This window comes from Gordonia sp. 852002-50395_SCH5434458 (genome assembly GCF_001665905.1).
Classification (GTDB): domain Bacteria; phylum Actinomycetota; class Actinomycetes; order Mycobacteriales; family Mycobacteriaceae; genus Gordonia; species Gordonia jacobaea.
Window position 1 is genome coordinate 1 of sequence record NZ_LZTC01000009.1, and the last position, 26,985, is coordinate 26,985.

Below are 26,985 nucleotides of genomic sequence, written 5' to 3' on the forward strand. Positions count from 1 at the left end.
GCGGGAAGCCGGCCGCCGAAACTGTGGCTGCCGAGTAGGGCCAGCGAGTAGTACCAAAGAAAATCCACCTCATCTGTGCCGGTTCACCTTCGGCAGTGCCGAAGGTGACGCGCAACAGATGAGGTGGATTTTTCAGTATGTAGCGGCAGGGGCGTCGATCAGTGTCCCGGGAAGCGCTCGACGGCGGCCTGTGCCACCTTCTCCGCCTCGTCCTTGCCGACCCAACCGCCCGGTGTGACCGACTTGCCGGGCTCGAGATCCTTGTAGTGCTCGAAGAAGTGCGAGATCGCGTTCAGCTCGAACTCCGACACGTCGCCGACGTCCTGAATGTGGTCCCAGCGCACGTCCTTGGCGGGCACGCACAGCAGCTTGTCGTCGCCGCCTGCCTCGTCGGTCATCGTGTACATCGCGACCACACGAGCCTTGACCACGACGCCCGGGTACACCGACTCGGGCAGCAGGACCAGCGCGTCGAGCGGGTCGCCGTCTTCGCCGAGTGTGTTGTCGATGTAGCCGTAGTCGGCGGGGTAGCCGAATGCGGTGTAGAGATAGCGGTCGAGGAAGACCTTTCCGCTCTCGTGATCGACCTCGTACTTGTTGCGACTTCCCTTGGGGATCTCGATGGTCACATCGAATTCCACGGTTCCTCCTTGATCGTGGCGCCTCGGGCGGGATCGGTGCGCCGTCGGCGGGTGTCGACAGCCGCGGTCCGGCTGTGCGAATCGCCTCAACGATACTGTGGGGCGTCGGAAGAGATGGGTCGAGACCGGAGGTCGAGTGGGCGCGAGGAATCAGGACGGTCGGTTGCGCGGTCGACGTCGCGCGGTTGTGTGGACCCTGGTGTCGGTGATCGTGCTGGCATTGGTCGCATCGAGCGTGCTGTTCGTGGCGTTGCGCATGAACAAGTCCGACGACCTCCCGGCCGGTGTGCCGCCAAGGCCTGCGCCGATCGCCGCGACGCCTGAGATCAACGCTGTGTCGGCGACGGCGCCACAGCCGACGGCATCCGGCGTGACCAGGCAGATCGCCGCAGCGGCCCGCGCGCCGCAGCTCGGCGAGTTCACCGGCCAGGTCAGCGACTCGTTGACCGGCGCAATCCTGTGGTCGAAGAGCCCGAGCACCCCACGGGTGCCCGCATCGAACACCAAGATCCTGACTGCGGCCGCCGCGCTGCTCGGACTCCCGCACGATGCGCGCCTGACGACGACTGTCGTGGTCGGAACCGACGGCCAGGTGATTGTCAAGGGTGCAGGCGACCCGACGCTGTCGGCCCAGTCGAAACGGTCGCAGACGTTCTACACCGACCCCGGTCGGATCAGCGACCTTGCCGACCAGGTCCGTCGGTCGGGGGTTCCGGTCACCTCCGTCGCCGTCGACACCAGTGCGTACACCGGTCCGACGATGGACAGCAGTTGGAGCCGCGACGACATCAAGGGCGGCGACATCGCTCCGATCGAGGCATTGATGACCGACGGCGCGCGCATAGATCCGCTCAACGAATACTCCCCGCGCGTCGATGACCCTGCGAGAACCGCCGGAGAACAACTCGCCAAGGCCCTCGACGTCGACGCCCCGGTCACGAACGTCACCGCTCCCGCTGGTGCGCGGACCGTGGCGACGGTCCGTTCGGCACCGCTCGTCACCAGGGTCAACGACATGCTCCGCTACTCCGACAACGTGCTCGCCGAGGCGCTCGGCGTCGAACTGTCCGTCGCTCGCGGCGGACCCGCAACGCTCGCAGGCGGTACGTCGGCGGTGAAGCAGACGCTCGCCGACAACAAGTTCGACGTCTCGAACGTGACGCTGCGCGATACGTCGGGGCTGTCGTACCGCAACCTCGTGCCCGCAGCACTGCTCGACAAGCTGATGGCCGCTGCCAGCGGACCGACCGGAAGCGATCAGCCGATCGATTCCAAGATCCGCCCGATGCTCGACGGACTGCCGGTTGCAGGCGGCACCGGCACACTCGCCGACCGTTTCACCGTCGGCGAGAACCCCGGCGCGGGGTGGGTGCGCGCGAAGACCGGAACACTGACCGGCGTCAGTTCGTTGACCGGCATAGTTCAGACGGTCGACGGTCGGGTGCTGTCGTTCGCGTTGATCTCGGGAGGCACATCTCCCGCGGACGCGCGGCCGGCCCTCGACAACGTCGCGGGCAAGTTGAGGGAGTGCGGGTGCCGATGACCGAGCCGACCGACGACGTGGGAAGTGGTCTCGACAAGCTCGACCAGCGGGGTGAAGCCGCCCAGCGGGGTGAGCTCGACGAGCGGGGTGGTCTCGACAAGCTCGACCAGCGAGACGAGCGAGACGAGCGGGAGGAGCGCGGCGAGTCGATCGGTGCGCGCATCGATTGGTCGCTTGCCGCGACGGTCGGGAAACGTCTGGTGCGTCCGGGGCCGAAGGTCACCGAGTACACGCTCGACGCCGCGCAGGCCGAACTGGCCGACGCCGCCGTGCGGGCCGAGGGACCGGTGCGCGAGGTCACCGGACTCGCGGACGGGCTGCGCGTACCGAGTGCGCTCGTGGTCGATCGGCGCGGCTGGGTCGACGCCGCGTCTCAGTCGATGCGATCGATGCTCGACGGCGACGACGACGGCGAGTCCGGTGGCGGACTGTCGGGGAAGGTCGGCGGCCTACAGGCAGGCGGTCTCCTCGCGTTCCTCGCGGGCGCCATACTCGGGCAGTACGACCCGTTCACGCCGAGTGGTTCGGATTCGAGCGGGCCAAGTGACCCCGGCGCCGGGAGCGCAGCGAGCGGGCCGCAGAATCCCGGCGCCGGGAGCGCAGCGAGCGGGCCAAGTAATCCGGGCGTGCTCATGCTGGTGACGCCGAACATCATTGCGGTGGAGCGTAGTCTGCGCGTCGTGCCGTCGGATTTCCGTCTGTGGGTGTGTCTGCACGAGGTGACCCATCGCGTGCAGTTCTCCGCCAACCCCTGGCTGCGTCAGTACATGCTCGACAACATCGCGGTGCTGACCTCCGATGCCGGAGAGTCGGTGGCAGACGTTGTCGCACGGATCAATTCGGCTGTGCGCGGTGGTGCCAAGCGGGAGAAGGGCGTCATCGGTGTGATGCAGATGTTGCAGACGCCCGAGCAGTACGAGGCGTTCACCCGCATGATGATGCTCGGCACCCTTCTGGAGGGGCATGCCGACCACGTCATGGATGCCGTTGGCCCAGCACAGGTTCCGACCGTCGAGCAGATCCGCGCATCGTTCGACAAACGACGCACCGCACCGCGAAATCCCGTGCAGCGCATCATCAGAGCGTTGATCGGTATGGATGCCAAACTCGCGCAATACATTCGGGGCAAGGCTTTCGTCGACGAGGTCGTCGGGACCGTCGGAATGGAGCGTTTCAACACCATCTGGACCGATGCGGAGACGCTGCCCCGGCCAGACGAGATCGACGAGCCGTCGCGATGGATTGCACGCGTGTTGTGACCCGCGCGGTCGCAGATTTTGCGACCGCTCACCTGGCCGGACGCACCGAGGTGTGCGTCGGGTTGTCCGGGGGACCGGACTCGTTGGCGCTCACCGCAGGAGCGCTCCGTGCGGGTCTGACGGTCCGCGCACTCATCGTCGACCATGCGCTGCAGCCCGGCTCTGATGCTGTTGCGGCCGATGCGGCGCGGACCGCCGTGGGCCTCGGTGCGTCGGCGCAGGTGCTGCGCGTGAGTGTCGGAACCGCCGGAGGCATGGAAGCGGCGGCACGAGACGCCCGGTACGCGGCACTCGACGCCGCCCGCGACGGACTGCCGGTCCTGCTGGCCCACACCATGGACGATCAGGCCGAGACAGTCCTCCTCGGCCTCGGAAGGGGTTCGGGGTCGCGCTCGCTGGCTGGTATGCGTGCGTCGCGTGAGCCGTGGGGTCGGCCGCTGCTGGGTGTACGTCGTTCGCAGACGGTCGGAACGTGCACAGAGCTGGCACTGCCAGCGCATGCCGATCCGCACAACCGCGACCCGAGATTCACTCGCGTGCGGCTACGAGCAGAGGTGATCCCGTTGCTCGACGATGTCCTGCACGGTGGGGTCGTCGAGGCGCTGGCGCGCACCGCGACCTCCCTGCAGGCTGACGTCGATGCTCTCGACGACGTCGCGGACGAGATCTACTCGACGTCGTCGAGGATCGGCGAGCACGCCGAACTCGACGTCGCTTCGGTCGCCGACCTCCCCGCCGCGGTGCGAACCAGAGTTGTGCGGCGCTGGCTGCGGGAGGTCGGCGCGACGGAACCCACGACGCGGGTGATCGAGGCCGTCGACGAGCTGCTTCGGGGTGTTCGGCCGGGCCAGGTGGCGATCGGCGGATCGCCTGATCACCGGCTGGCGGTCGAACGGACAGCCGATGGGATGAGGGTGACGCGCCTTCCGCGGTGACCCGGTCACCAAAGCGTGGCCGGGTCACCGCGGAGGGATCGCTTTTTAGTCGTTCTAAACGGGCGAGTTGATGGTCTGGAAGTACTGGATCGCGGAGAGGATCAGCGTCCCACCTCCGCCGAGGATGATTCCGACGATCGACCCGAGCGCCGCACCGATCTGAATGCCAGGAAAGAGGCAGCCGATTCCCGCGCCCAGCGCCGCACCGAATCCACATCCGACCACAGCCCCGACAACAGCGCCGAGACCAAGTCCGACCAGAGAAGAAATGGTCATTCCGGCCGACAGCTGACCGTTGAAGCGGGTGAGAGCCTCGTTGTCGCGTTGTTGCTTCGTCTGCTTCGTCGGGGCTTCCTTCGCGGCGACCGCACGCATCGCGTTCACCTGAACCGGGTCGGCGAGATGTGCACGCAGTTTGTCTCGGGACGGGACCAAAGTCGCGGATGTCGGGGTCACGTGCGCGTCGATGGGCAATTCGAGAAATTCATCCCGATACCACAAAGCCATGCGGAAAAGGGACTTTCCCGCGCCGTTCTTGATGACCAGGTCAGAGCCCTCACGAGCTATCGTGCCGTCGGTGACGGAGAGGCTCACCGACGACGGTCCAGCGGAAAGGCGGTAGTGAACCGATTCCGACGACGGCGCAGCGTGGGCAGTTGCCTGCAGCAGGGGGATCGCGAGCACAGCGGCGGCGAAGATTGCAATCGCACGTATCAAATACTTTGTCGGCAAATATGTTTCGCCAGGCAAATGTGCTAGTTGAGAGGGTGGCTTGGGGTTGTATCGCCGCTGTTGGTTCATTGTCGTCCTCGTCCTTGATCCGACGTTGAGTTTGCTTGTCATCGGCGATTACGCCGCTCCGTGATCCTCAAATAAAATCCGAGAATCGTTAGTGAGTGATACCGATCACTACGATGCCCGAAAATAGATAGTGGCTGCTTTTCTTGGGGCGTGGGCACAACCGCGCCCGCGGGTGACGCATGTTTCGATCCGTTATTCTCTTGTGATGGATTCGTCCTGTTTTCAGACGACATTTCCTCGGGTGGGTAATGGTGTTCAGACGCAGCGGACGGCACCGCGGGCATCGGCCGGTTCGGTGGACGTGTCAAGCTGGTATCCGTGCATTCCGAGATCGAGATCGAGCACCACTACGGCGACGACATCGAAGCTGTCCTCATAACGGAGGAACAGATCAAGGCGCGGACCGCGGAGCTGGCCCAGTCGGTGGCGCAGCGCTACACGGATCTGCAGGACGATCTGGTCCTGATCGGCGTCCTCAAGGGCGCGATCATGTTCATGACCGATTTCGCCCGCGCGTTGCCCATTCCGTCGCAGATGGAGTTCATGGCGGTGTCGAGCTACGGGTCGGCGACGTCGTCGTCGGGCGTGGTGCGCATCCTCAAGGACCTCGACCGCGACATCGCAGGTCGTGACGTCCTGATCGTCGAGGACATCATCGACTCGGGGCTGACGCTGTCGTGGCTGATGAAGAACCTCGCCACCCGTCAGCCGCGGTCGTTGGCGGTGTGCACCCTGCTCCGTAAGCCGGAGGCGGTCCGCTCGCCCGTCGACGTCGCCGATGTCGGCTTCGACATCCCCAATGAGTTCGTCGTGGGCTATGGCCTCGACTATGCGGAGCGCTACCGCGACCTCCCCTTCATCGGCCGCCTGCGCGCGTCGGTCTACGAGAACTAGCCCGCACAGCGCGCGAGGGGAGCCCGCGCAGATAAACAGGGAACGGTTTCACCTGCGTGATCGTTGACCGGTAGCCTCAATGTGTACGACCGAACCCTTGGGTGGCGTTCACATCGTTCACGAACCGATGGGAAGGACAGTGGTAACGGCGCCGGGCGGCCCCACGTAGCCTGGACCTCCACCAATGCGCATGAACCGAAAGACAGTCTTCCGTAACCTCGCGATACTCGCGGTGCTGGTGCTCGCCCTGTGGGGCTGGAGCGCGATGCGCGATGGCGATCGCGGCTATACCGGGGTCGACACCTCTGTCGCGTTGACGCAGCTCAACACAAAGAACACCAAGTTCATCCAGATCGACGATCGCGAACAGCAGTTGCGGATCGAGACCAAGGATGCAATCAAGGTCGACGGCCAGGACGTCACGAAGATCTCGACCAAATACCCGGCTTCGGCGGGCGAGCAGGTCTTCGACTCGGTCAAGTCGACCGGGGCCGGCTATCAGACCAACGTGACGCAGCAGTCGGTGTTCTGGCAGATCATGATCTTCCTGCTGCCGATGCTGCTGCTGTTCGGACTGTTCTTCTTCGTCATGAACCGCATGCAGGGTGGCGGCAAGGGCGGCGTGATGGGCTTCGGCAAGTCCAAGGCCAAGCAGTTGTCCAAGGACATGCCCAAGACCACCTTCGCCGACGTCGCGGGTGCCGACGAGGCTGTCGAAGAGCTCTACGAGATCAAGGACTTCCTGCAGAACCCCGCGCGCTACCAGGCTCTCGGCGCCAAGATCCCGAAGGGCGTGCTGCTCTACGGTCCGCCGGGAACGGGTAAGACGTTGCTCGCGCGGGCAGTCGCGGGCGAGGCGGGCGTGCCGTTCTTCACCATCTCGGGTTCCGATTTCGTCGAGATGTTCGTCGGTGTCGGTGCGTCGCGTGTGCGTGATTTGTTCGAGCAGGCCAAGAACAACAGTCCGTGCATCATCTTCGTCGACGAGATCGACGCCGTCGGCCGTCAGCGTGGTGCTGGTCTCGGCGGTGGTCACGACGAGCGTGAGCAGACGCTGAACCAGTTGCTCGTGGAGATGGACGGCTTCGGCGACCGCTCGGGTGTGATCCTGATCGCGGCGACCAACCGTCCCGACATCCTCGACCCGGCGCTCCTGCGTCCCGGACGTTTCGACCGGCAGATTCCCGTCGGCAACCCCGACATCGCGGGTCGTCGGGCCATCCTCAAGGTGCACGCCAAGGGCAAGCCCATCGCCGAGGATGCCGATCTCGACGGTTTGGCCAAGCGCACGCCAGGAATGTCGGGCGCCGACCTCGCCAACGTCGTCAACGAAGCCGCACTGCTCGCCGCGCGCGAGAACAAGACGCAGATCACGGCGGAAATGCTCGAGGAGGCGGTCGACCGCGTCATCGGCGGACCGCGTCGCAAGAGCCGGATCATCAGCGAACACGAGAAGAAGGTCGTCGCGTACCACGAGAGTGGACACACGCTCGCCGCGTGGGCGATGCCCGATCTCGACCCGATCTACAAGGTGACGATCCTCGCGCGCGGACGAACGGGTGGTCACGCGCTCGCCGTGCCCGAGCAGGACAAAGACCTGATGACGCGTTCGGAGATGATCGCTCGTCTGGTGATGGCCATGGGCGGTCGCGCATCGGAGGAGTTGGTCTTCCACGAGCCGACGACCGGCGCGTCGTCGGACATCGACCAGGCGACCAAGATCGCACGCGCGATGGTCACCGAATACGGCATGAGCGCCAAGCTCGGCGCCGTGCGCTACGGGCAGGAGCAGGGCGATCCGTTCCTCGGCCGCAGCATGGGCGCGCAGAGTGACTACTCCGCCGAGGTCGCGAGTGAGATCGACGACGAGGTGCGCCGACTGATCGAGGCCGCACACACCGAGGCGTGGGCGATCCTGTCCGAGTACCGCGACACCCTCGACGTGCTTGCCAGTGAACTCCTCGAGAAGGAGACGCTGACGCGCAAGGATCTCGAGAACATCCTGTCCGACGTCGAAAAGCGTCCGCGGATCACGACGTTCAACGAGTTCGGCGAGCGCACCCCGAGCGACAAGCCCCCGGTGAAGACCCCGGGCGAGTTGGCCATCGAGCGCGGCGAGCCGTGGCCTCCTCCGCCGCCGGAGCCGGTGCGCGAGCCGGTCGGTGCAGGCAGTGCTCCCGCCGCCCCGGGTTACCCCGGTGGGCAGCAGCCCTACTACGGAACCCCCCATCAGGGTCAGGGTTCCTATCCGGGCCAGGGTTCGTACCCGGGTCAGGGATACGGACAGCCCTATCCGCAGCAGGGCTACCCGCAGGGTTCGCAGGGTGGCGGCACTCGCCCCGACTATGGTGCTCCGCGTGACTGGTCGGCGCCGGGTTGGCCGCCCCAATCGCAGGGGAATCCGCAGTCGCAGGGATATCCGCAGTCGCAGGGATATCCCCAGTCGCAGGGGTACCCGCAGAACGGAAACCCGAACGGCGCCAACGGAAATCAGCCAAATGGAAACCAGCCAAACGGTAATCAGCCCAACGGGTATGGCTACGGCAACGGTTCGTACGGCGGCCAGCACGGAGCGGGCAGCAACGGCGGGCAGCATCGCGATGATGCCGGCGACGGGTCGCAGCGCAACAGTTCGCACGGGGAGACCGGTTCGCACGGAGACAACCGTTCACCCGGAGACGGAGCCTGAGGGCCGGATCGATGACAATCAGCGAGGGTCACGACATCGCGACTCACGACGACGCGTCGCGTGATTTGTCGACCGGTGATGGGCGCTTCTTCGACCAGGAGCGCGCAGAGGCGGCTGTGCGAGAGTTGCTGATCGCGGTCGGCGAGGATCCCGACCGCGAGGGGTTACGGCGCACACCGACTCGCGTGGCGAATGCGTACCGCGAGATGTTCGCCGGTCTCTACACCGACCCGTCGGAGGTGCTCGCCACCATCTTCGACGAAGATCACGACGAGTTGGTGCTGGTCAAAGACATCCCGATGTACTCGACGTGCGAGCACCATCTCGTCTCGTTCCACGGTGTCGCCCACGTCGGCTACATTCCGGGCCCGACCGGCCAGGTGACCGGACTGTCGAAGTTGGCGCGCGTCGTCGACCTCTATGCCAAGCGTCCGCAGGTGCAGGAGCGGTTGACGAGCCAGATCGCCGATGCCCTGGTTGAGCGGCTCAATCCGCGCGGCGTGATCGTCGTGATCGAAGCAGAGCACTTGTGCATGGCGATGCGGGGTATCCGCAAGCCGGGCGCCCGCACGACGACGTCCGCGGTGCGCGGCATCTTCAAGACAAGCGCCGTTTCGCGCGGCGAGGCACTCGACCTCATCACCCGGTGACCGCTCACCCGGTCGCCGCCGACACGGTCGATGCCGCACGCACGAAGGTGATGGGCGTCGTCAATGTCACCGCCGACTCGTTCTCCGACGGTGGTCGCTACCTCGACCCCGACCGCGCCGTCGAACACGGTGTGCGTCTCCTCGCCGACGGCGCCGACATCATCGATGTCGGTGGTGAATCGACCCGCCCGGGTGCGGTGCGCGTCGATGAGTCCGTCGAGATCAAGCGCGTGGTTCCGGTGATCTCCGCACTTGCTGCCGAAGGCGTGCAGGTCTCGGTCGACACGATGCGCGCAGGCGTGGCGGCGGCCGCCATCGAGGCCGGGGCGACGATCGTCAACGACGTCTCGGGCGGTCGCGCAGACCCGGGCATGGCAGCGCTCCTCGCCGACGCCGGACTGCCCTGGATTCTGATGCACTGGCGTCCCGCGGCAGCCGAATCGGATGCCGGTCGACGATTCACCCACCGGGTCGACGACACGGGTGGATACCGCGACGTTGTCGCAGAGGTCAGTCGTGAACTGCTCGGCCAAGTCGACGCCGCCGTCGACGTCGGCGTCGATCCCGACAACATCATCCTCGATCCCGGTCTCGGGTTCGCCAAGACCGCACAACACAATTGGGCGCTACTGAACGCGTTGCCGACGCTGGTCGATCTCGGTTTCCCGGTGCTCGTCGGGGCGTCGCGCAAGCGCTTCCTCGGTACGCTGCTCGCCGCGGACGGCCATGATCGTGCGCCGGAGGGCCGCGAAATCGCCACGGCGTCGATCAGCGCGCTCGCCGCGGTGCACGGTGCGTGGGGAGTTCGGGTACACGACGTCGCAGCCAACCGTGATGCGGTGACTGTCGCTGCGGCGTGGCGTACAGGTGGGCGCGACCGGCACGCCGTCCGACGGGAGCATGGAGATGGCTGACCGCATCGAACTGCGCGGTCTGCGCGTGCGTGGCAACCACGGCGTCTTCGACCACGAGCGCCGTGACGGGCAGGACTTCATCATCGACGTGACGCTGTGGGCCGATCTGCGTGCTGCTGCGGCGTCGGACGATCTGGCCGACACCATCGACTACGGATCGCTCGCACAGCAGGTCCACGACGTCGTCGCTGGTGGCCCGCGCAATCTGATCGAGGCCGTCGGCGGGGAGATCGCGGAGAAGATCATGCTCGACGACCGCATCCACGCCTGCGAGGTGGTGGTGCACAAGCCGTCCGCGCCGATCCCGCTGGATTTCGCCGACGTCGCCGTCGTGACCCGACGCTCTCGCAAGTCGGCCGGTGGTGTCCGGTGACTCGCGCCGTGCTGTCCGCAGGTACCAATCTCGGCGACCGCGAGGCCCGGCTTCGCGAGGTCGTCGACGCATTCGCCGACGACCTCGTCGCGGCGTCGAGCATCTATTCGACGGCCCCGTGGGGCGGCGTCGAACAACCCGACTTCTACAACATCACGCTGATCGTCGACGCCCCGATCTCGGCGCGCGACTGGTTGGAGCGGGGCTTCGAACTCGAACGCGCTGCCGATAGGACCCGTGATATTCGTTGGGGCCCGAGGACACTCGACGTCGACGTGATCTGTGCGACCGACGCAGACGGACAGCCGATCACCAGCGACGACGAGGTGCTGACGCTGCCACATCCGCGTGCCGCCGACCGGGCCTTCGTACTCGTTCCGTGGCTGGAGATCGAACCCGACGCGACGCTGTGGACGCCCGACGGTGTCCGGTTCGTCGTCGACCTGGTTGCGGCGCTACCCGCGAGTGAACGCGCGGGCGTGCATCGACTGTCCGCGCGTCCCGGGAACTCGCAGCCGGGCCGACCTGGGAGTGAGGTGTCGAGGTGACCGTCCCGCAGCCGTCGACGCCACCGGAGTCCGACGAACCCGGCCTGGGTCCGACGCGACCACGCGATCTGTTGATCATCGCGGTCTTCGTCGCCGTGGTCTCGTGGATTCTGGTGCGCTACAACTACTCGGCGCTGCCCCCGCTGCCGCTGCTTGCTGGAATCGTTCTCTACGTGCTCGCCGCGATCGAGACGGCGATGGCTTTCGTGGTGCGCGCACGTGTCGCCGACCGTCAGGTGGGTCGGGCGCGCGGGCAGTTGCACCCGCTGACGGCGGCGCGTGTGCTCGCCCTGGCGAAGGCGTCCGCGATCCTCGGCGCTGTGGCCGTCGGCGTGTGGGTGGGGATGCTGGTGTTCCTGTGGAGTCAGCACGGCGTGAATGCCGCCGAGCACGACAGACCCGGCGCGATCGTGGGCGCCTTCGGCGGACTCGCGCTCGTCGGTGCGGCGCTGTGGCTCGAGTACTGCTGCCGGGCACCCGATGACCCGACCGACCAGCCGACGCAGCCGCGGGCAGACGGTCATCCCGGACCCGCGTGACTTGCATGTGTGACGCGATCGGACGACTTCTTAGGGGTCCAATCGTGACTCTCCGCACCAGCCTGGCGGTCGTGGCGGCTGTCAGAGGGTAAGTTCACGATCATGACGACCTCGACTGGCCGTGCCGCCGACACACGCCGTTCCGGTCGCGTCGGGCAGTGGTTGGTGGGTCTCCTGATCGTGCTGGCCGTTGTGGCCAGCGTGCTGATGCTCTTCACTGATCAAATCTCGGTGCTCGGATCGCTGGCGGTGATCGCTGCGCTGTGGGCGGCGGTGATCGCGGCGATTCTTGTCACGCGCTACCGCAGGCAGGCCGAAAGCGCCGAGAGCAAGAGCCGCGACCTGCGCCTGGTGTACGAACTGCAACTCGAGCGCGAGATCGCCGCGCGCAGGCAGTACGAGCTCGACGTCGAGTCGACGATTCGCAAGGAGATCAGCGACGAAGCCGGCGTCGAACTGGCCGAACTCAAGGCGCAGGTGCTCGCACTGCGATCGAGCCTCGAGATGCTGCTGGGTGAGTCGCTGCCCGATCAGCGCGCGGCTCTTCCCAACGAGAAGCTGCGTGAGCTGGCTTCGGGCCTCGGTGGTCTCGGCGCCGAGTCGGGTCAATCCCATACCGGGTACGGCAACGGGGGTTACGGCGACTCGGGCTATTCCGGCGGGTACGGCACGACCGACTACACCGCTCACGACGACGGCGCCGTTGCCGCGCGCGACTTCGAGCAGACCGCTCCCGGTGCTGAGCATCGTCGACGCGACTCCCGCCCGTTCGACGCTCCGCGACGTTTCGGGACCGACGTCGACCCCAACGAACTGACCGAAGTGCTCCCGGTGGTTCCGGGTGACGCCCCCATCTCCGGGCGCATCGCCGCCGAGGTCCCGCTCGACGACATCCACGCCGAAGACACAGCCGTCGAGTACGGGGCGGTTGAGTATGGCGCGGTGGAGTATGCGGCCGTCGAGGACGTAAGCGCCGACGAGGTCGAGACGGTCGCTGTCGACGAGGAGCTTGCGGCGCAAGCTGAGGCCGACCAGCAGAACGTTGGCCCAGAAGGATCGGGCACAGAAGGATCGGGCACAGAAGGATTGGGCGCAGCGGGATCGGGCCCAGAATTCGGCCCGGAGGATTTCGGTGCAGAAGAGGTGAGGGCTGACGAGGTCGTCGTCGACGTGGTCGACGAACAGCCGCGGGCGCCCTACACCTCGGGATACGACGAGGAACCCCCTGCAGGATCGACCTCGGCGTCACCGTTCTCCGGCGGGTTCTATGTCCCCACTGCGGAGACGACTCCTTCAGCCGCCGACACCGTCGCGGCGCCGGAGCAGGAGGCCCAGGCTGAGACGGCAACGTCGGCGCCCGAGTCCGGTGACTCCGAAACGGTCGACACCCCTGACTCCGCGGCGGGTCGGCACGAGACCGGCGACGGTGCGCCCGCGAGTACCTACAGCGGTGGCCGACGACGTCGTGAGGACGATGAGGACCACGACGCCGCGCATACCGCTGGACTGCCCGTCGCAGAGCTGCTCAATCAGCTTCGCCAGTCTCCCGGTGGCAGTGGCGGCGGACGTCGTCGTCGCGAGGACTGACTTTCCCCTTCCGTCGACCTGGTCAGAGCCGTCGAGCGTCTCACCCGTGTCGTCGACGATCCGCTTGGGTGACCCGCCTCACAGGCATTGGCCCGACGATGCGTCGAGCGCCTAGCATTGCGGTGCACGTCCGGTACCCACGCTGCAGTTGGGACTGGAACGATCTGGGAGGACACCGGTGACCTCACCGAACGGCGATCCCGCCGTGTCGAATCAGCCACCCCGCGACGCGGGGCGAGCAGGCCATTCCGGATCCTTCTCCGCCGAATTCGCAGGGGTCAGCAATCTGCCGACACCCGCGCGCCTGACTATCGGCATCATTTCGGCGGGACGTGTCGGAACCGCACTCGGCGAGGCACTCGAACGCGCAGGCCACGTGGTTGGAGCGGTCGTGGCCAGGTCGCCGCAGTCTCGACGCCGCGCCGCCCAACGACTTCCCGAATCGCAGATTCTCGATCTTCCCGACGTGGTCGCCCGCTCGGAGCTCCTGATCATCGCCGTACCCGACGACCGCATCTCCGACGTTGTCGCGGAGATCGTGGACAGCGGACGGCTGCGTCCTCGGACGCTCGTCGTACATACGGCGGGCGCGCACGGCGTCGACATCTTGGCGCCCCTCACCGCGCTCGGGGCGCTTCCGCTCGCCATTCATCCCGCGATGACGTTCGTCGGAACCGACGACGACACCGCCCGACTGCCGCAGGCTTGCTTTGGCGTCACCGCTTCCGACGAGGTGGGTCTCGCGATAGCGTCGGCCCTCGTGCTCGAGATGGGCGGTGAGCCTGTCCGGATCGCCGAGGCCGACCGCACGCTCTACCACGCAGCACTCGCGCACGGTGCCAATCATCTCGTCGCACTTGTCAGTGATGCGGTCGTGGCGATGAACGCGGCCATCGAGGGCGGTGCGGGGGAGTCCGGCCGTGACGCGGCAACAGTCGACGGATCTTCGGAACGGTTGGCCGAACGCATTCTCGCGCCGCTTCTGACGGCAGCTCTGCACAATGTGCTCGACCTCGGTCCCTCCGCGCTGACCGGCCCCGTGGCGAGGGGCGACGCGCAGGCCGTCGCAGACCACCTCGACGCTCTCCGAGCACTACCCGGCGGTCATCGACCGGACGCCATCGCCGAGGCGTATCGCATCCTTGCGCGCCGGGCAGCCGCATACACCGACGCACCCGCACCGCTCCTCGACGTATTGGAGCAGTGAGTGAACACCGAACAGATGTCGACAGATGTTGTGATGCACGGCCTTTCGAGCCGTATCGGAGGAGAACGATGACCGCGCCGCTGAGTCCAGACGCCTACGCCCGAGGTGAACTGACGGTGCATCGCGACCCTGCGACGCTGCACCGGGTGAGCCAGGCGTTGCGTCGCGCGGGTAAGCGCGTGGCGTTGGTGCCGACGATGGGTGCGCTCCACGCGGGCCACTTGCAGTTGATCGACGCCGCCAAGAGCGTCGGCAATGTGGTGGTCATCGTGTCGATCTTCGTCAACCCGCTGCAGTTCGGCGAGAGCGAAGACCTCGACGCATACCCGCGGACGTTCGACGACGACGTCGAGCTGTTGCGTTCCGCCGGTGTGGAATTGGTGTTCGCGCCGACCGTCGACGACATGTACCCACTCGGGCCGCGCACCACGATCGTGCCGGGACCGGCAGGGGACATCCTCGACGGCGCCGTGCGCCCGGGGCATTTCGCGGGGATGCTGACCGTGGTGTGCAAACTCCTCAACATCGCGGCACCGCACGCCGCGTTCTTCGGGGAGAAGGACTACCAGCAGTTGGTGTTGATCGCGCAGATGGTCGCCGACCTCAACCTCGACGTCGACATCGTCGGGGTGCCGACGGTGCGCGAGGCTGACGGCCTGGCATTGTCGTCGCGCAACCGCTACCTGACACCGGAGCAGCGTGAGGTCGCGACCACGCTGTCTGCGGCGCTCACCGCGGGAGCTCACGCCGCTCCCGGCGGCAAGGATGCGATTCTCGCTGCCGCACAAGCGGTTTTGGCGACGTCGCCGGACATCGAACTCGACTATCTCGCGCTGCGTGACCGCGCCCTCGGCGAAGCGCCCGACAAGGGCGACGGACGCCTGCTGGTCGCCGCCCGCCTCGGCGCCGCGCGGCTGATCGACAACGTCGGCGTATCGATCGGCATCGAGCCCGAGGACATCGGGAATCCCGATGCGTACTGACCCGCACCGGCTTTCGCTGATCGAGCGCCGTTCCTCGCTGATCGAGCGCCACTCTTCGCTGATCGAGCGTCGTTCCTCGCTGATCGAGCTTGTCGAGATCACTCCCGCGCTGATCGAGCGCCGCCCCGCGCTGATCGAGCGCCGTTCCCCGCTGATCGAGCTAGTCGAGATCACGCCCCCACAGACTCTGCAGCCCGCCCGCAATGCACGCCAACACAGAGGAATGACAGCATGTTTCGCACCATGATGACGTCGAAGATCCACCGGGCGACCGTCACTCAGGCCGATCTGCACTACGTCGGGTCGGTGACCATCGACGCCGACCTGCTCGACGCCGCGGACCTTCTCGAAGGTGAACAGGTCACCATCGTCGACATCACCAACGGCGCCCGTCTCGAGACCTATGCGATCGCGGGCGACCGCGGTACGGGCGTCATCGGGATCAACGGCGCGGCAGCACATCTCGTTCATCCCGGTGATCTGGTGATCATCATCGCCTACGGGATCCTCGACGAAGCGGAAGTGCGGGCCTACAGCCCGCACGTGGTCTTCGTCGACGAGGCCAACCGCGTCGTCGAGAACGGCACAGATCCCGCGCACGCACCAGAAGGATCAGGACTACTCGACCCCCGCCACCCCGAAACTGACTCGGCGCGAACCGACTTCGCAGATTCAACGGTCTAGGTCGTCGATGCTGCTCGCCGTCGAGGTCGGGAACACGAACATCCATCTCGGGGTGTTCGCGGGGTCGGGTGAGCACGCCACCCTGGTGCGGGACTGGCGGATTCACACCGACCCGCACCTGACCGCCGACGAACTCGCGATGGCTATTCGCGGCCTACTCGGCGGCGACATCGAGCAGATCACCGGCGTGGCCGCGTTGTCGACGGTGCCGGCGTTGTTGCGCGAGCTCCGTGTCATGGTCTCGCGCTACTACGACGGCGTCCATCACGTGCTCCTCGAACCGGGTGTGCGCACCGGGGTTCCGCTGCTCGTCGACAATCCCAAAGAGGTCGGCACTGATCGTGTTGCCAATTGTCTTGCCGCGCACCATATCTACGGCGGACCGTGCATCGTCGTCGCATTCGGCACGGCCACAGTTGTCGACGCGGTGTCTGCGAAGGGCGAGTTCCTCGGCGGTGCCATCGCACCCGGAGTGAACCTCGGCGTCGAGGCCCTCGCCGAGCACACGGTCACAGTTCGCCGCGTCGAGCTCATGCCTCCGCGCAGCGTGTTGGGCAAGAACACCGTCGAAGCGTTGCAGTCGGGAATCCTGTACGGATTCGCCGGGCAGGTCGACGGACTCGTCGACCGGGTGCGCGGCACCGTCGACGGCTTCGACGGCCGGGATCTGACAGTCGTGGCCACCGGGTCGCTGGCGCCGCTGATCTTCCCGGAGAGCCGCACGCTCACCACGCACCACTCATATCTGACTCTCGAGGGGCTACGCCTGGTGTCCGAGCGGGCCAAACAGCAGGGCCGTGGGCGCGGGACCCGCTGACCTGGCACGCCCAGCGCGGCGTCGAACTTCTTCTTTTTGCGCGCCGCAAGCACAAAACTCCCGCAGGCCTGGCCCGCGGCGGTGCACTGTGGCAAACTTGTCGCCGTGATCAAGAGCTGTCAGGAGTGTTGTCAGGGCTGAGTCCGCATCATGCGGCCGCCCTTCGTCGACGCCCCCGCTCGTTTCGATCACTCTCGAGGTTTCTCTCATGACCGCATCACCGCTGGTTAACGCACTGGTCCAGGTTCACTCTTTCGCACAGGCGCCGGTCACACAGCCCGTCCCCGACGTTCCGCTCTCGCTTCAGCCCACGGCCTACCGCGCCGCGATCGCTGCAGGAGCAGTGCCGGTCGACATCCGCAGTCACCGCAAGCGCAGGCTCGACGGCGCGCTGCTCGGTGCGCTGGCGGTCGACGCCGCGGAAGCGCTCGACCTGCTGACCCCCGGCTCACCGACCTCGCTGCGCACGGCAACCGCCGATCGGCGCTGGGTCGTCGTGAGCGACGACGGCCACGAGGCCGAGTGGCTGGCCTGGCATCTGCAGGCACGCGGTGTCAGTGGTGCTGTGTTCGTCGTCGGCGGGTTCCGCGGCCTGCGTCGCGACGGCATCAACGGCCAGATCAGCGCGGGCGAACTGGCGGTCTTCTCCGCGCACTGAGGGTCCGTCTCCTGTGGGAATCGGCCATCCGGCGTCATTTCGGCCATGCTTTCACGCCACTTGCCGAACCATCGTGTGACCTGGATAACATGGCCAGGTGCGGCGTGGCAGTGCGGTTTCATCGCGTCTTTCGTCGCGAGCACTGGAGGACGTGGGAGTAGACATGGCACGTGGGGCGTCGGGGCGGCCGTCGGCTCCTGATCCGATCGCCTTCACCACCGCTGGGCTCGGTGTCGAATCCGCGGCCCGGTGGGAGGAGTTCACCAGCAGTACCTTTCTGCCGCTGCACGCCAAAGTCCTCGGTGACGAGCGACTCGATGCAACGGGAACGGTGGCCGAGGTCGGCTCGCTGCGTGTCATGTCGTTGCGAATGGGGTCCCACATCGTCGAGATGTCGGGCAGATTTGTATCCGACGATGGTGTGCCCGCCACGCTGATCACGATCACCCTCAAAGGCCATACTTTCCTGTTCACCGACGGCCAGACCCACTTCGCCACGGTCGATCGGTTGTTGGTCACGAGCCTCGAGCGCCCGTTCGTCAGTGGCTTCGGCGAGGACACCGAAGCTCTGGCCGTCGTCGTTCCGACGCCACTTCTGCAACGATCGACGGGTGTGCCAATCGGATTCACTCCGCGGGTCATCGACATCGGCAACAACTTCGCCGGTGCCGCTTTGAGAACGCGATTGATTGCTGCGACGAGCGATCAGGCGGCCGAGTCGCTCGCGGAGGACGACCTGGTGGAGCTCATCTCCGCTGTCCTCTCCCCGCGACCGGAGCCAGCCGTTCACAATCATTTTGACCGAGCACGTGACTACATCGCGGCCAATCTGTCCGATCCAGGTCTGACCGCACCACACGTGGCACGTGCTGTCGGGATCAGTGAACGGCACCTGTCCCGGATCTTCGCCGAGGCGCACACCAGCGTGCCCAAATATGTTCGTGAGCAACGTCTTCTACGCTCCAGGGGGATGTTGCTCCAAGCCGCCGACGGTTTGACCGTGGCCCACATCGCGGTTCGCTGCGGTTTCGGCTCGGTCGGCAACTTCTCGCGCACGTACCACGCCAGGTTCGGGAACAGGCCCGACGACATACTGCGCGACAACGCACTTCGCCGTGCACTTCGGGGCGATGGGTGAACGAGCAAGTCGTGGAACGGCTTTGGAATTCGGTCAACGCCCTCCGGTGATCAGACATCGCGGCTGATTTCGGCCAACCTCGCCGCATCTCCTTTCATTACCGATGTGCGCCGCATCACACTCGAGAACAGAAGCGAGCCGCCACCGTCACTGGTGTCGGCCGTGGGTCTCAATCAGAGGAGTGTCGATGACCGTCATTGATTCCACCAAAACGTCTGTGCGGAAGCAGATCCCGGTCCCCGAGCCAGGACTGACCGTTGACGACTTCTTGGCTCGTGCGCGTGGGTTGAGGGACAGGCTGCGCGAGGAGCAAGCCGAAACCGAGCGACGCACCCGCTACTCGCCGGAGCTGCACGAGGAGTTCAGGCGGCTCGGCTTCTACCGCATGCTGCAGCCGGCTGCTCTGGGCGGCTACGAACTGTCGATTCAAGACTTCCTGCGCGTCGTCGTCGAAATCGGTCGCGGATGTCCTTCGACAGCATGGTGTTTGTGCCTGGGCTCGGCCCATGTGGTCAACCTTGCCGGGCTGTTCGATGCCGACGTTCAAGCCGAGGCCATGGGCGCCGACGGACATTTCATCGCGCCCTCCCGCGTGGTGCCCTCGGTGACCGCGACGCCGGTGGACGGTGGTTGGGAACTCAACGGGCTCTGGGACTATTGCTCAGGCGTGCCCTACTCGACACACGTTTTCAATGCGGTGATGATCATGCCCGCCGACGGCGGTCGTCCCCATCCGGGGCTGGCGCTGGTACCGCGCGACAAGTACGAGGTCCTCGACGACTGGGGCACGTTGATCGGCCTCAAGGGCAGCGGTTCCAACTCGGTCAAGGTCGACCACTGCGTCGTCGACCACGGATACGTCCTCGACATCGATATCAACGCCATTCGTCCGGATCAGACCTATGGGCTTGAGCTGTATGGCAATCCGATGTACATCGGGCCGATCCAGCCGTTCTTCTTCGCCGAATTGCTCGCCGTCGCATTGGGAATGACCAAGGCGATGTTCGACGAGTTCGCGGCGACGATGCCGGTGAAGAAGACGATGTGGCCACCGATGGCTGTCCGCGCAGAGGACTCGTTCTATCGGCAGTGGTACGGCGAGGCAACCACCCTGATCGATCAGGCTGAAGCCTGCCTGCTCAGCGTCACCGCCTCCTACACCCAACTGTGCGCCGAGTCGGCGGCGACCGGCAGGCCGGTCACCATTGCCGAGAATCAGCGCTTGGTCTCGCTGGCCATCCAGGCTGGCAAGGTGCTCACCGAAGCGATGGATCTGATGGCTCGTGTGACTGGGTCCAGCGCGATGAAGGATGGCACACGCACACAACGTTATTGGCGAGACTTCACCATGTACCGCAGCCACGTCGCGCAGACCATTCGCGAAGCCACCGCCAGCGGATACGCCGTTGCCGCGCTCGCAGAGGCGAACGCCTGATGCGCGCGGCACTCTGGCACGGAAACGGCCGCCACGTCGAGGTCGACGATGTGAACCTGCCCGCTCCCGGCCCGCACGAAGTGGTTGTCGACACCACCGCGGTGGTCGCCTGCATCACCGACGTCATCGCCTTCGACAATCCCCCGTTCCCGCCCGGCGCACACATCCCGCAGATTCCCGGTCACGGTGGTGTGGGCATCGTGTCTGCCGTGGGCTCCGACGTCAGTCGGGTACGCGTGGGCGACACCGTGCTCGCATCGGCCAATCCGTGGTGTGGTGTCTGCTACGCATGTCTACGCGATCGGCCGGACATGTGCGGCGAGCTGACCTTTCTCGGGCCCGAGATCGAGCTCGCCAGAACGGGTTCCACGGTCGCGCACTCCTACCTCGGGTCCTACGCCGAACAGATGCTGACCAGGGAAATCCAGGTGGTACCGCTGACCACAGGTCTATCCCATCAGGCGCTGGCCGTCCTTGCCGACGGCGGTGCAGGTGGCGTAGGCGGAGCGTTCAACGTCGCGCCGGTCACCGCGGGAGCCAGCGTCGCGGTCGTCGGGTGTGGCATGACGGGGCTCGCATACCTGCAGAGCGCGCGTGTTCTCGGAGCAGAAACGATCATCGCCATCGATCCGCTGGCGCACCGTCGGGAAATTGCCGAAAAGTTCGGCGCCACACACACCTTCGACGCCAATGATCCCGACCTCGTCGAGAAGGTCAAAGAGGTGGCCGGCAGCTATCCGGCTCTCTTCGGCGACAAGCGCGGCGTCGAGTTCGCTTTCGAGGCCTCGGGTGAGGCGACCGCGATGGGTACCGCCATGGCGATCACGCGCCCGACGGGTCACGTCGTCCTCGCCAGCGTCACCAAGGACTTCCTCACTGCGACACTGCCGATCAGCGCGTTCGACGCAGCGATGAACGGCAAACAGATTCACGGCTGCCAGTGGGGACAGACCAACCTGTTGCGTGACATCCCGGTGTGGACGAGGCTTCTCGAACGCGGTGAATTGGACTTCGATTCAATGGTTTCGACCACCGTGGGCCTCGACGCCATCGACGGCGTCCTCAATCAGGTGGCCGCCTGCGAGGTCGTCGCAGCTGTTGTGGAGCCGCGACGATGACCGCACTCGACATCAGGGCAGATGCCGCTCGCCCAACTCGCGACCCGTTCGATTCGGATCTGTTCCGCGACGTTCTCGGGCGATTCTGTTCCGGCGTCGTGGTGATCACCGCGTCCAGGAGCGGCGAGAACGTCGGCATGACCTGCCAGTCATTCATGAGCATGTCGCTGGACCCACCGCTGGTGGCTTTCGCGCCTGCGGCCACGTCGTCGACCTATCCCGCGATCCGGGATAGCGGGTCGTTCGCGGTGAACGTGCTGTCCAGCACGCAATCGGCGACCGCGCTGGGTTTCGCACGCCGCGGCATCGACCGATTCGCGCTTGCGCCATGGCATCTCGGTGAAACCGGCGCACCGCTGCTCGACGACGCGGTCGCCCACATCGAGTGCGAGCTATACGCCGAGCACATCGTCGGTGACCACTTCCTATCCGTGGGACGGGTAGTTGCCCTTGACGGCCATCCCGACGCCGAGCCGTTGCTGTTCTTCCGCAGTGCTTTCGGCGCCTGGAGCGCCACATCACACAGCGCCACACCAAAACAGGAGTCGTCATGAGTGTTTCCGTCACCGACCCCGCCGCCGACGAATCGGCAGGCCCATCACGCACGGTGCGCGCCGCGGTCGCCGCCACCATCGGCGCGCCATTGAATGTCGAGGAGGTGGAGATCGGCGCACCGGCCGCAGGCGAACTCCGGATCGACCTGGCCGCGAGCGGTATCTGCCACACCGATCTCAGCGCGCGCGACGGACAGTTTCCGGCACAGTTCCCGATCGTCCTCGGCCATGAGGGAACCGGATCCGTCACAGCGGTGGGTGAGGGAGTCGACGATGTGCGTATCGGTGATCGGGTGGTGCTGACCATTGATCACTGCGGACATTGCCGAAGCTGCGACCGCGGTCGGTACTGGGCGTGCGCCAACGCCTTCGGGATGAACATCGCAGGCGGTCGACCCGACGGCACAACGGCGTTCTCTCTGGACGGCAGCCCGATCCACTCGCACTGGTTCGGTCAATCCTCTTTTGCTGCAACGATTCTTGCGCCCCGCTCGACTGCGGTCGTCGTCGCCGATGACGTGCCGGCAGAGGTCGCGGCGCCGCTGGGATGCGGCATCATCACCGGCGCCGGGCCGGTCCTTCATCCCCAGACCACCCGCCCGATGGACAGCCTGGCGGTATTCGGCTTGGGCACCGTCGGTCTCGGAGCCGTGATGGCGGCCCGGATTCGTGGCATCGACCGGGTGATCGGTGTGGACCCGGTCGCCTCGCGGCGCGAGCTGGCCCTCGAGCTCGGTGCCACCGACGTCGTCGATCCGTCGGCATCGGATTCCGTCGAAGAGATTCAGCGCATCACCGGTGGCGGCGCCGACCAGACGCTCGAAACCAGCGGTGCGGCAGGAGTTCTCGACGTCGCGATGGCGGCGACGATCACCGGAGGACACTGCGGTGTGATCGGCGCGCCGCCACCGGGCACCGCGTTCACGACCGATGTCACCATGTTCATCGCCCGCAATATCTCCATCTCCGGTGTGGCGATCGGCGACTGCGACGCGAACCAGGTGATACCCGAACTCGTCGACCATTGGCGCAACGGTGATCTGCCGGTGGAACGACTGGTCACCACCTTCGATATGGACGCGATCAACGATGCGATCGCCGCGGCCAAGAGCGGCCGAGTCATCAAGCCGGTCATCGTGTTCTGACGGATTTCGTCTCAGCTCACCACAACTCATCTCTCGCCAGTGCCTCTCGGGACACGAGCGACAAACAACGTAGACGACCGGCCGGACCGGTCGTGGAAAGGTGGCCACCAATGCCCGCATTCGACGACGGCATGGCCCAGACCGAGATACCCACCGGCCAGGTGGTCGAAACCGATGTGCTCGTCGTCGGATCCGGACCGTCCGGGGCGGCCGCGTCGCTGATGCTCAGCGAACTCGGCATCGACAACATCATGATCACCAAGTACCGCTGGACGGCCAACACGCCGCGTGCGCACATCACCAATCAGCGTGCGATGGAGGTCTTTCGAGACCTGGGCATCGAGGACCAGGTATTGGTCGACGCCACCGCGCACGACCTCGTCGGCGACACTGTGTTTTGCACATCAATCGCCGGCGAGGAGATCGGCAGAATCCGCACCTGGGGCACCCGTCCCGACCGGGAGGCCGACTACCAGCTCGCTTCGCCATGCCTGACGGTGGATATCCCGCAGACCTACCTCGAGCCGATTCTGGTGCGCAACGCCACGATTCGCGGTACGCAGGCCAGGTTCTCCACCGAGTACCTCTCGCACACCCAGGACGACGACGGGGTGACCGTCGAAGTCCTCGACCGACTCACCGCCTACCGTTACCGCATACGCGCCAAGTACTTGATCGGGGCCGACGGCGCCCGCTCGCAGATCGCCGCCGACATCGACCTGCCGTTCGAGGGGGCGATGGACATCGCCGGGTCGATGAACATCACCTTCACCGCCGACATCGCCGCCCTCGTCGACCACCGCCCGAGTGTCCTCTACTGGGTCATCCAGCCCGGCTCCAACGTCGGCGGCATCGGCACCGGACTGGTCCGGATGGTCCGGCCGTGGAACGAGTGGCTGATCGTATGGGGCTACGACATCAACCAGCCGCCACCGGTTCTCGACGATGCCGCCGCCACCCAGATTGTCCGCGACCTACTCGGCATGCCGGATCTGGAACCGGAGATCACCGGCTACAGCCTCTGGGGCGTCAACGAAATGTATGCGACGAATTTGCAGCGCGGACGGGTGTTCTGCGTGGGCGACGCCGTGCACCGCCATCCGCCCAGCAACGGACTGGGGTCCAACACCAGCATCCAGGACTCCTACAACCTGGTGTGGAAGATCGCCGCCGTGCTGTCCGGTCAGGCCGGGCAGGGACTGCTCGACACCTACACCGCTGAACGGGCGCCGGTCGCCAAACGCATTGTCACACGGGCGAATCGGTCGGCGCGAGAGTTCGCAGACATCTTCACTGCACTCGATATCGAGGGACTGACCGACCCGGCAGAGATGGCTGCGGCCATGAACCGTCGCAAGGAGAACACCCCAGAAGGTGCAGCGATGCGCGCCGCACTGGTCGACGCCATGGAGACCAAGAACTACGAGTTCAACGCTCACGGAGTGGAACTCGGTCAGTTCTATCAGTCCGACGCGGTCATCTCCGATGGAACGTCGCCACCACCGAGCCTCGATCCGGATCTTTATCACGTCATGTCGACCAGCCCTGGTGCCCACCTGCCGCACGCTTGGGTCGGAGATCAGAACACCAAGCTCGCCACGATGGATCTTGCACCCTACCGTCGCTGGACCCTGATCACCGGCGTGGCAGGCGAGCAGTGGGAGGAGGCTGCCGCGAAGGTGTCGGCGACCATGGGAATCCCGTTGGAGGCCATCGTGATCGGGCCCGGACGCGAGGTGACCGACCTCTACTTCGACTGGGCCAGGCTGCGCGAAGTCGGCGAGGCCGGTGCGCTGCTGATCCGGCCGGACAAACACGTGGCCTGGCGGTCACAAGACCTGCCGACCGATCCGGAGGCCGCGCTGCGTGCTGCCATGACCCAATTGCTGTGCCGCACATGACGATGAGTTTCGTGCACGTCAGCAACCCTCAGCGAGTGGTGTTCGCTCCCGACGATGCAGCCCGTGCGGTGTCAGACGAAGTGGAACGGCTCGGGGTCCGACGATTGATGCTGATCGGCTCATCCGGCGGGCACGCTGACAGGCTCGCCGAGGGCCTGCCGGTCGCGATTCGGCAGCATGAGGTCACCATGCATGTGCCCGTCGAACTCGCCGACACCGCACGAGAGCGCGCCAAGATCGCCGATGTCGATGCGGTGATGAGTGTCGGCGGCGGGTCGGCAATCGGGCTGGCCAAAGCGGTGGCGCTGACCACCGGGCTGCCGATCATCGCGGTGCCCACCTCCTTCGCCGGATCGGAGGCCACCGATATGTGGGGGATGACGCAGAACGCTACGAAGAGCACCGGCGTCGACCCGAGGGTGCTGCCGCGCGCGGTGATCTACGACGCGACGTTGACCGCGTCGATGCCGTCGGACATGGCGGTGGCCAGCGGGCTGAACGCACTGGCCCACGGGGTGGATTCGATGTGGGCGCCGCGGTCGGATCCGATCGATCAGGCGCTGGCCGAGGAGGCCATCCGGTCACTGGCGTGTGGACTGGGGGACATCGTCGACGATCCCGGCGCTCTCTGCGGACGGGAGCGCACCCTGTACGGCGCATATCTGGCCGCGGTCGCGTTCGCATCGGCGGGTTCCGGGCTGCACCACAAGGTCTGCCACGTCTTGGGCGGCATGTTCAACCTGCCCCACGCGCAGACCCATGCCGTGGTGCTGCCGCACGTCGTGGCGCTCAACGCACCCGCCGACGATGCCGCAAATACCCGCATCTCCAGAGCGCTGGGTTCGTCCACAGCCAACGACGGACTTGCCAACCTCTACCAGCGGTTGGATGCGCCGCGCTCACTGGCCGAACTCGGTATGCCCGAAGCCGGAATCGAACATGCTGCGCTCGCCATCCTCGGCGTCATGCCCGACGGCAACCCGGTCGAGCTGACCGAAGTCAACCTCGCGGCGCTGCTTCGCCGCGCATGGAAAGGAACACCGATCACATGAGCACCACCGACTCCACTGTGGACCGTGCCGTCGACTCGGTCGACGAGCAGCAGCGACGCGAAGCGCAACTCATCGCCGACGTCGTGGCCTCCTTCGAACACTGTGCCGATCCGAGGCTGCGGGAGTTGATGATCGGCATTGTCGAACACGTGCACGCTTTCATCCGGGAAACCCGCCTCACCGAGGCCGAATGGAGCACCGCCATCGACTTCCTCACCCGCGCCGGACACATCACCGATGACCGTCGTCAGGAGTTCATCCTGCTCTCCGACGTATTGGGCGCGTCGATGCAAACGATCGCCGTGAACAACGCCGCCTACGGCGACGCGACCGAGGCGACGGTGTTCGGGCCGTTCTTCGTCGACGACTCGCCGCGGATACCCGACGGCGGCGACATCGCGGCCGGTGCGTCGGGTCAGCCGTGCTGGGTTGAGGGGACCGTTCGCGATCACCTCGGGAACGCGCTCGACGGCGCGCGGGTGGAGGTATGGGAGGCCGACGAGGACGGCTTCTACGACGTGCAGTACGACGATGATCGGGTCGCCGGTCGCGCGCATCTCTTCACCGGCGCGGATGGGTCGTACCGGTTCTGGGGCGTGACACCCACCCCGTATCCGATCCCGGCCGACGGTCCGGTCGGTGAGATGCTCGCCGCGGTCGGTCGGTCCCCGATGCGGGCATCTCACCTGCACTTCATGGTGTCGCACGAGGGATGCCGCACGCTCGTGACGCACATCTTTGTTCGCGGCGATCGGCTGCTGGGCTCCGATTCGGTGTTCGGAGTGAAAGACTCCCTCGTGCACGATTTCGTCGAACAGCCCGCTGGGACGCCGACACCCGACGGCAGGGTGGTGACCGGTAGCTGGTCGCGCACTCGATTCGACATCGTGTTGGCGCCGACCGGCGTGTGACCGCAGCGC

27 protein-coding genes are annotated in these 26,985 nt (G+C 65.9%); 25 read left to right on the top strand and 2 right to left on the bottom strand.

Annotated features, from left to right (window positions below):
* Window positions 1-158 precede the first annotated feature (158 nt).
* Window positions 159-641 carry an inorganic diphosphatase gene (locus A5785_RS00935; RefSeq protein ID WP_005207556.1) on the bottom strand — a complete coding sequence of 161 codons (483 nt, stop codon included), beginning with the start codon at window positions 639-641 and terminating at the stop codon, window positions 159-161.
* A gap of 136 nt (window positions 642-777) precedes the next feature.
* Here A5785_RS00935 and dacB point away from each other — a divergent pair, with 136 nt between their 5' ends.
* The 3 genes from dacB to tilS are packed head-to-tail and all read left to right on the top strand — an operon-like array spanning window position 778 to window position 4,378.
* On the top strand, window positions 778-2,184 hold the full coding sequence (dacB, locus tag A5785_RS00940; protein WP_064864189.1) for a D-alanyl-D-alanine carboxypeptidase/D-alanyl-D-alanine endopeptidase: 1,407 nt from the start codon (window positions 778-780) through the stop codon (window positions 2,182-2,184).
* Window positions 2,181-3,443, top strand: a complete 1,263-nt coding sequence (locus tag A5785_RS00945; protein WP_231894029.1) for a zinc-dependent metalloprotease — start codon at window positions 2,181-2,183, stop codon at window positions 3,441-3,443. The genes dacB and A5785_RS00945 overlap by 4 nt, the downstream gene beginning before the upstream one ends.
* Window positions 3,422-4,378 carry a tRNA lysidine(34) synthetase TilS gene (gene tilS, locus A5785_RS00950; RefSeq protein ID WP_064864191.1) on the top strand — a complete coding sequence of 319 codons (957 nt, stop codon included), beginning with the start codon at window positions 3,422-3,424 and terminating at the stop codon, window positions 4,376-4,378. Before A5785_RS00945 ends, tilS begins: the two co-directional genes overlap by 22 nt.
* Before the next feature lie 54 nt (window positions 4,379-4,432).
* Here the strand turns inward: tilS and A5785_RS00955 are convergent, their stop codons facing one another.
* Entirely contained in the window at window positions 4,433-5,062 is a 630-nt protein-coding gene (locus tag A5785_RS00955) for a hypothetical protein (RefSeq protein ID WP_231895401.1), read from the bottom strand.
* Window positions 5,063-5,497: 435 nt separating this feature from the next.
* On the opposite strand from A5785_RS00955, the gene hpt reads away from it, so the two are divergent.
* The 22 genes from hpt to A5785_RS01065 all read left to right on the top strand — a co-directional run bounded on the left by hpt (window position 5,498) and on the right by A5785_RS01065 (window position 26,976).
* The gene (hpt, locus tag A5785_RS00960) at window positions 5,498-6,073 is read left to right on the top strand and encodes a hypoxanthine phosphoribosyltransferase (protein ID WP_049699953.1); all 576 of its coding nucleotides are present in this window, start codon (window positions 5,498-5,500) and stop codon (window positions 6,071-6,073) included.
* A gap of 190 nt (window positions 6,074-6,263) precedes the next feature.
* Window positions 6,264-8,762 (top strand): ATP-dependent zinc metalloprotease FtsH, encoded by a 2,499-nt coding sequence (gene ftsH / locus A5785_RS00965; RefSeq protein WP_197494456.1) that lies wholly within the window; start codon window positions 6,264-6,266, stop codon window positions 8,760-8,762.
* An 11-nt stretch (window positions 8,763-8,773) separates the two neighbouring features.
* Window positions 8,774-9,412, top strand: coding sequence for a GTP cyclohydrolase I FolE (gene folE / locus A5785_RS00970; RefSeq protein ID WP_064864196.1), 639 nt, complete (start codon window positions 8,774-8,776; stop codon window positions 9,410-9,412).
* A gap of 50 nt (window positions 9,413-9,462) precedes the next feature.
* Window positions 9,463-10,326: a dihydropteroate synthase gene (folP, locus tag A5785_RS00975; RefSeq protein WP_049700102.1), complete on the top strand. Its 864-nt coding sequence runs from the start codon at window positions 9,463-9,465 to the stop codon at window positions 10,324-10,326.
* A complete protein-coding gene (folB, locus tag A5785_RS00980) occupies window positions 10,319-10,699 on the top strand; it encodes a dihydroneopterin aldolase (protein ID WP_064864298.1) in 381 nt (126 codons plus the stop codon). The genes folP and folB overlap by 8 nt, the downstream gene beginning before the upstream one ends.
* Complete coding sequence (gene folK, locus A5785_RS00985) at window positions 10,696-11,247, top strand: 2-amino-4-hydroxy-6-hydroxymethyldihydropteridine diphosphokinase (protein ID WP_064864198.1); 552 nt, start codon at window positions 10,696-10,698, stop codon at window positions 11,245-11,247. Before folB ends, folK begins: the two co-directional genes overlap by 4 nt.
* Window positions 11,244-11,786 (top strand): DUF3180 domain-containing protein, encoded by a 543-nt coding sequence (locus A5785_RS00990; protein WP_049699949.1) that lies wholly within the window; start codon window positions 11,244-11,246, stop codon window positions 11,784-11,786. The genes folK and A5785_RS00990 overlap by 4 nt, the downstream gene beginning before the upstream one ends.
* A 102-nt stretch (window positions 11,787-11,888) precedes the next feature.
* Window positions 11,889-13,373, top strand: coding sequence for a DUF6779 domain-containing protein (locus tag A5785_RS00995; protein ID WP_064864200.1), 1,485 nt, complete (start codon window positions 11,889-11,891; stop codon window positions 13,371-13,373).
* 178 nt (window positions 13,374-13,551) lie between these two features.
* Window positions 13,552-14,580: a Rossmann-like and DUF2520 domain-containing protein gene (locus A5785_RS01000; protein ID WP_049699947.1), complete on the top strand. Its 1,029-nt coding sequence runs from the start codon at window positions 13,552-13,554 to the stop codon at window positions 14,578-14,580.
* Between the two features lie 68 nt (window positions 14,581-14,648).
* Window positions 14,649-15,563, top strand: a complete 915-nt coding sequence (gene panC, locus A5785_RS01005) for a pantoate--beta-alanine ligase (RefSeq protein ID WP_064864202.1) — start codon at window positions 14,649-14,651, stop codon at window positions 15,561-15,563.
* Window positions 15,553-15,810: a hypothetical protein gene (locus A5785_RS01010; protein ID WP_064864204.1), complete on the top strand. Its 258-nt coding sequence runs from the start codon at window positions 15,553-15,555 to the stop codon at window positions 15,808-15,810. The genes panC and A5785_RS01010 overlap by 11 nt, the downstream gene beginning before the upstream one ends.
* Window positions 15,795-16,247 carry an aspartate 1-decarboxylase gene (gene panD, locus A5785_RS01015; RefSeq protein ID WP_049699944.1) on the top strand — a complete coding sequence of 151 codons (453 nt, stop codon included), beginning with the start codon at window positions 15,795-15,797 and terminating at the stop codon, window positions 16,245-16,247. Before A5785_RS01010 ends, panD begins: the two co-directional genes overlap by 16 nt.
* 7 nt (window positions 16,248-16,254) lie before the next feature.
* The gene (locus A5785_RS01020; protein WP_064864206.1) at window positions 16,255-17,064 is read left to right on the top strand and encodes a type III pantothenate kinase; all 810 of its coding nucleotides are present in this window, start codon (window positions 16,255-16,257) and stop codon (window positions 17,062-17,064) included.
* 208 nt (window positions 17,065-17,272) lie between these two features.
* Entirely contained in the window at window positions 17,273-17,722 is a 450-nt protein-coding gene (locus A5785_RS01025; RefSeq protein ID WP_049699942.1) for a hypothetical protein, read from the top strand.
* Between the two features lie 163 nt (window positions 17,723-17,885).
* Entirely contained in the window at window positions 17,886-18,860 is a 975-nt protein-coding gene (locus tag A5785_RS01030) for an AraC family transcriptional regulator (protein WP_064864208.1), read from the top strand.
* A 187-nt stretch (window positions 18,861-19,047) separates the two neighbouring features.
* Window positions 19,048-20,295, top strand: a complete 1,248-nt coding sequence (locus A5785_RS01035) for an acyl-CoA dehydrogenase family protein (RefSeq protein ID WP_197494455.1) — start codon at window positions 19,048-19,050, stop codon at window positions 20,293-20,295.
* Window positions 20,295-21,413, top strand: coding sequence for a zinc-binding dehydrogenase (locus A5785_RS01040; RefSeq protein WP_064864212.1), 1,119 nt, complete (start codon window positions 20,295-20,297; stop codon window positions 21,411-21,413). Before A5785_RS01035 ends, A5785_RS01040 begins: the two co-directional genes overlap by 1 nt.
* Window positions 21,410-21,967: a flavin reductase family protein gene (locus tag A5785_RS01045; RefSeq protein ID WP_064864214.1), complete on the top strand. Its 558-nt coding sequence runs from the start codon at window positions 21,410-21,412 to the stop codon at window positions 21,965-21,967. Before A5785_RS01040 ends, A5785_RS01045 begins: the two co-directional genes overlap by 4 nt.
* Entirely contained in the window at window positions 21,964-23,112 is a 1,149-nt protein-coding gene (locus tag A5785_RS01050; protein ID WP_064864216.1) for an NAD(P)-dependent alcohol dehydrogenase, read from the top strand. Before A5785_RS01045 ends, A5785_RS01050 begins: the two co-directional genes overlap by 4 nt.
* A 110-nt stretch (window positions 23,113-23,222) precedes the next feature.
* Entirely contained in the window at window positions 23,223-25,013 is a 1,791-nt protein-coding gene (locus A5785_RS01055) for an FAD-dependent oxidoreductase (RefSeq protein WP_064864218.1), read from the top strand.
* Window positions 25,010-26,065, top strand: coding sequence for a maleylacetate reductase (locus A5785_RS01060; protein WP_082937841.1), 1,056 nt, complete (start codon window positions 25,010-25,012; stop codon window positions 26,063-26,065). Before A5785_RS01055 ends, A5785_RS01060 begins: the two co-directional genes overlap by 4 nt.
* Complete coding sequence (locus A5785_RS01065) at window positions 26,062-26,976, top strand: dioxygenase family protein (RefSeq protein ID WP_049699934.1); 915 nt, start codon at window positions 26,062-26,064, stop codon at window positions 26,974-26,976. Before A5785_RS01060 ends, A5785_RS01065 begins: the two co-directional genes overlap by 4 nt.
* Window positions 26,977-26,985: the final 9 nt, after the last annotated feature.

What these genes read in the sequence shown, in the direction of transcription:
- A5785_RS00945 (WP_231894029.1), top strand. Translation starts at nt 2,181, where the DNA reads ATGACCGAGCCGACCGACGACGTGGGAAGTGGTCTCGACAAGCTCGAC.
- tilS (WP_064864191.1), top strand. Translation starts at nt 3,422, where the DNA reads ATGGATTGCACGCGTGTTGTGACCCGCGCGGTCGCAGATTTTGCGACC.
- ftsH (WP_197494456.1), top strand. Translation starts at nt 6,264, where the DNA reads ATGAACCGAAAGACAGTCTTCCGTAACCTCGCGATACTCGCGGTGCTG.
- folE (WP_064864196.1), top strand. Translation starts at nt 8,774, where the DNA reads ATGACAATCAGCGAGGGTCACGACATCGCGACTCACGACGACGCGTCG.
- folP (WP_049700102.1), top strand. Translation starts at nt 9,463, where the DNA reads ATGGGCGTCGTCAATGTCACCGCCGACTCGTTCTCCGACGGTGGTCGC.
- folB (WP_064864298.1), top strand. Translation starts at nt 10,319, where the DNA reads ATGGCTGACCGCATCGAACTGCGCGGTCTGCGCGTGCGTGGCAACCAC.
- A5785_RS00995 (WP_064864200.1), top strand. Translation starts at nt 11,889, where the DNA reads ATGACGACCTCGACTGGCCGTGCCGCCGACACACGCCGTTCCGGTCGC.
- panC (WP_064864202.1), top strand. Translation starts at nt 14,649, where the DNA reads ATGACCGCGCCGCTGAGTCCAGACGCCTACGCCCGAGGTGAACTGACG.
- A5785_RS01010 (WP_064864204.1), top strand. Translation starts at nt 15,553, where the DNA reads ATGCGTACTGACCCGCACCGGCTTTCGCTGATCGAGCGCCGTTCCTCG.
- panD (WP_049699944.1), top strand. Translation starts at nt 15,795, where the DNA reads ATGTTTCGCACCATGATGACGTCGAAGATCCACCGGGCGACCGTCACT.
- A5785_RS01020 (WP_064864206.1), top strand. Translation starts at nt 16,255, where the DNA reads ATGCTGCTCGCCGTCGAGGTCGGGAACACGAACATCCATCTCGGGGTG.
- A5785_RS01025 (WP_049699942.1), top strand. Translation starts at nt 17,273, where the DNA reads ATGACCGCATCACCGCTGGTTAACGCACTGGTCCAGGTTCACTCTTTC.
- A5785_RS01030 (WP_064864208.1), top strand. Translation starts at nt 17,886, where the DNA reads ATGGCACGTGGGGCGTCGGGGCGGCCGTCGGCTCCTGATCCGATCGCC.
- A5785_RS01035 (WP_197494455.1), top strand. Translation starts at nt 19,048, where the DNA reads ATGACCGTCATTGATTCCACCAAAACGTCTGTGCGGAAGCAGATCCCG.
- A5785_RS01040 (WP_064864212.1), top strand. Translation starts at nt 20,295, where the DNA reads ATGCGCGCGGCACTCTGGCACGGAAACGGCCGCCACGTCGAGGTCGAC.
- A5785_RS01045 (WP_064864214.1), top strand. Translation starts at nt 21,410, where the DNA reads ATGACCGCACTCGACATCAGGGCAGATGCCGCTCGCCCAACTCGCGAC.
- A5785_RS01050 (WP_064864216.1), top strand. Translation starts at nt 21,964, where the DNA reads ATGAGTGTTTCCGTCACCGACCCCGCCGCCGACGAATCGGCAGGCCCA.
- A5785_RS01055 (WP_064864218.1), top strand. Translation starts at nt 23,223, where the DNA reads ATGCCCGCATTCGACGACGGCATGGCCCAGACCGAGATACCCACCGGC.
- A5785_RS01060 (WP_082937841.1), top strand. Translation starts at nt 25,010, where the DNA reads ATGACGATGAGTTTCGTGCACGTCAGCAACCCTCAGCGAGTGGTGTTC.
- A5785_RS01065 (WP_049699934.1), top strand. Translation starts at nt 26,062, where the DNA reads ATGAGCACCACCGACTCCACTGTGGACCGTGCCGTCGACTCGGTCGAC.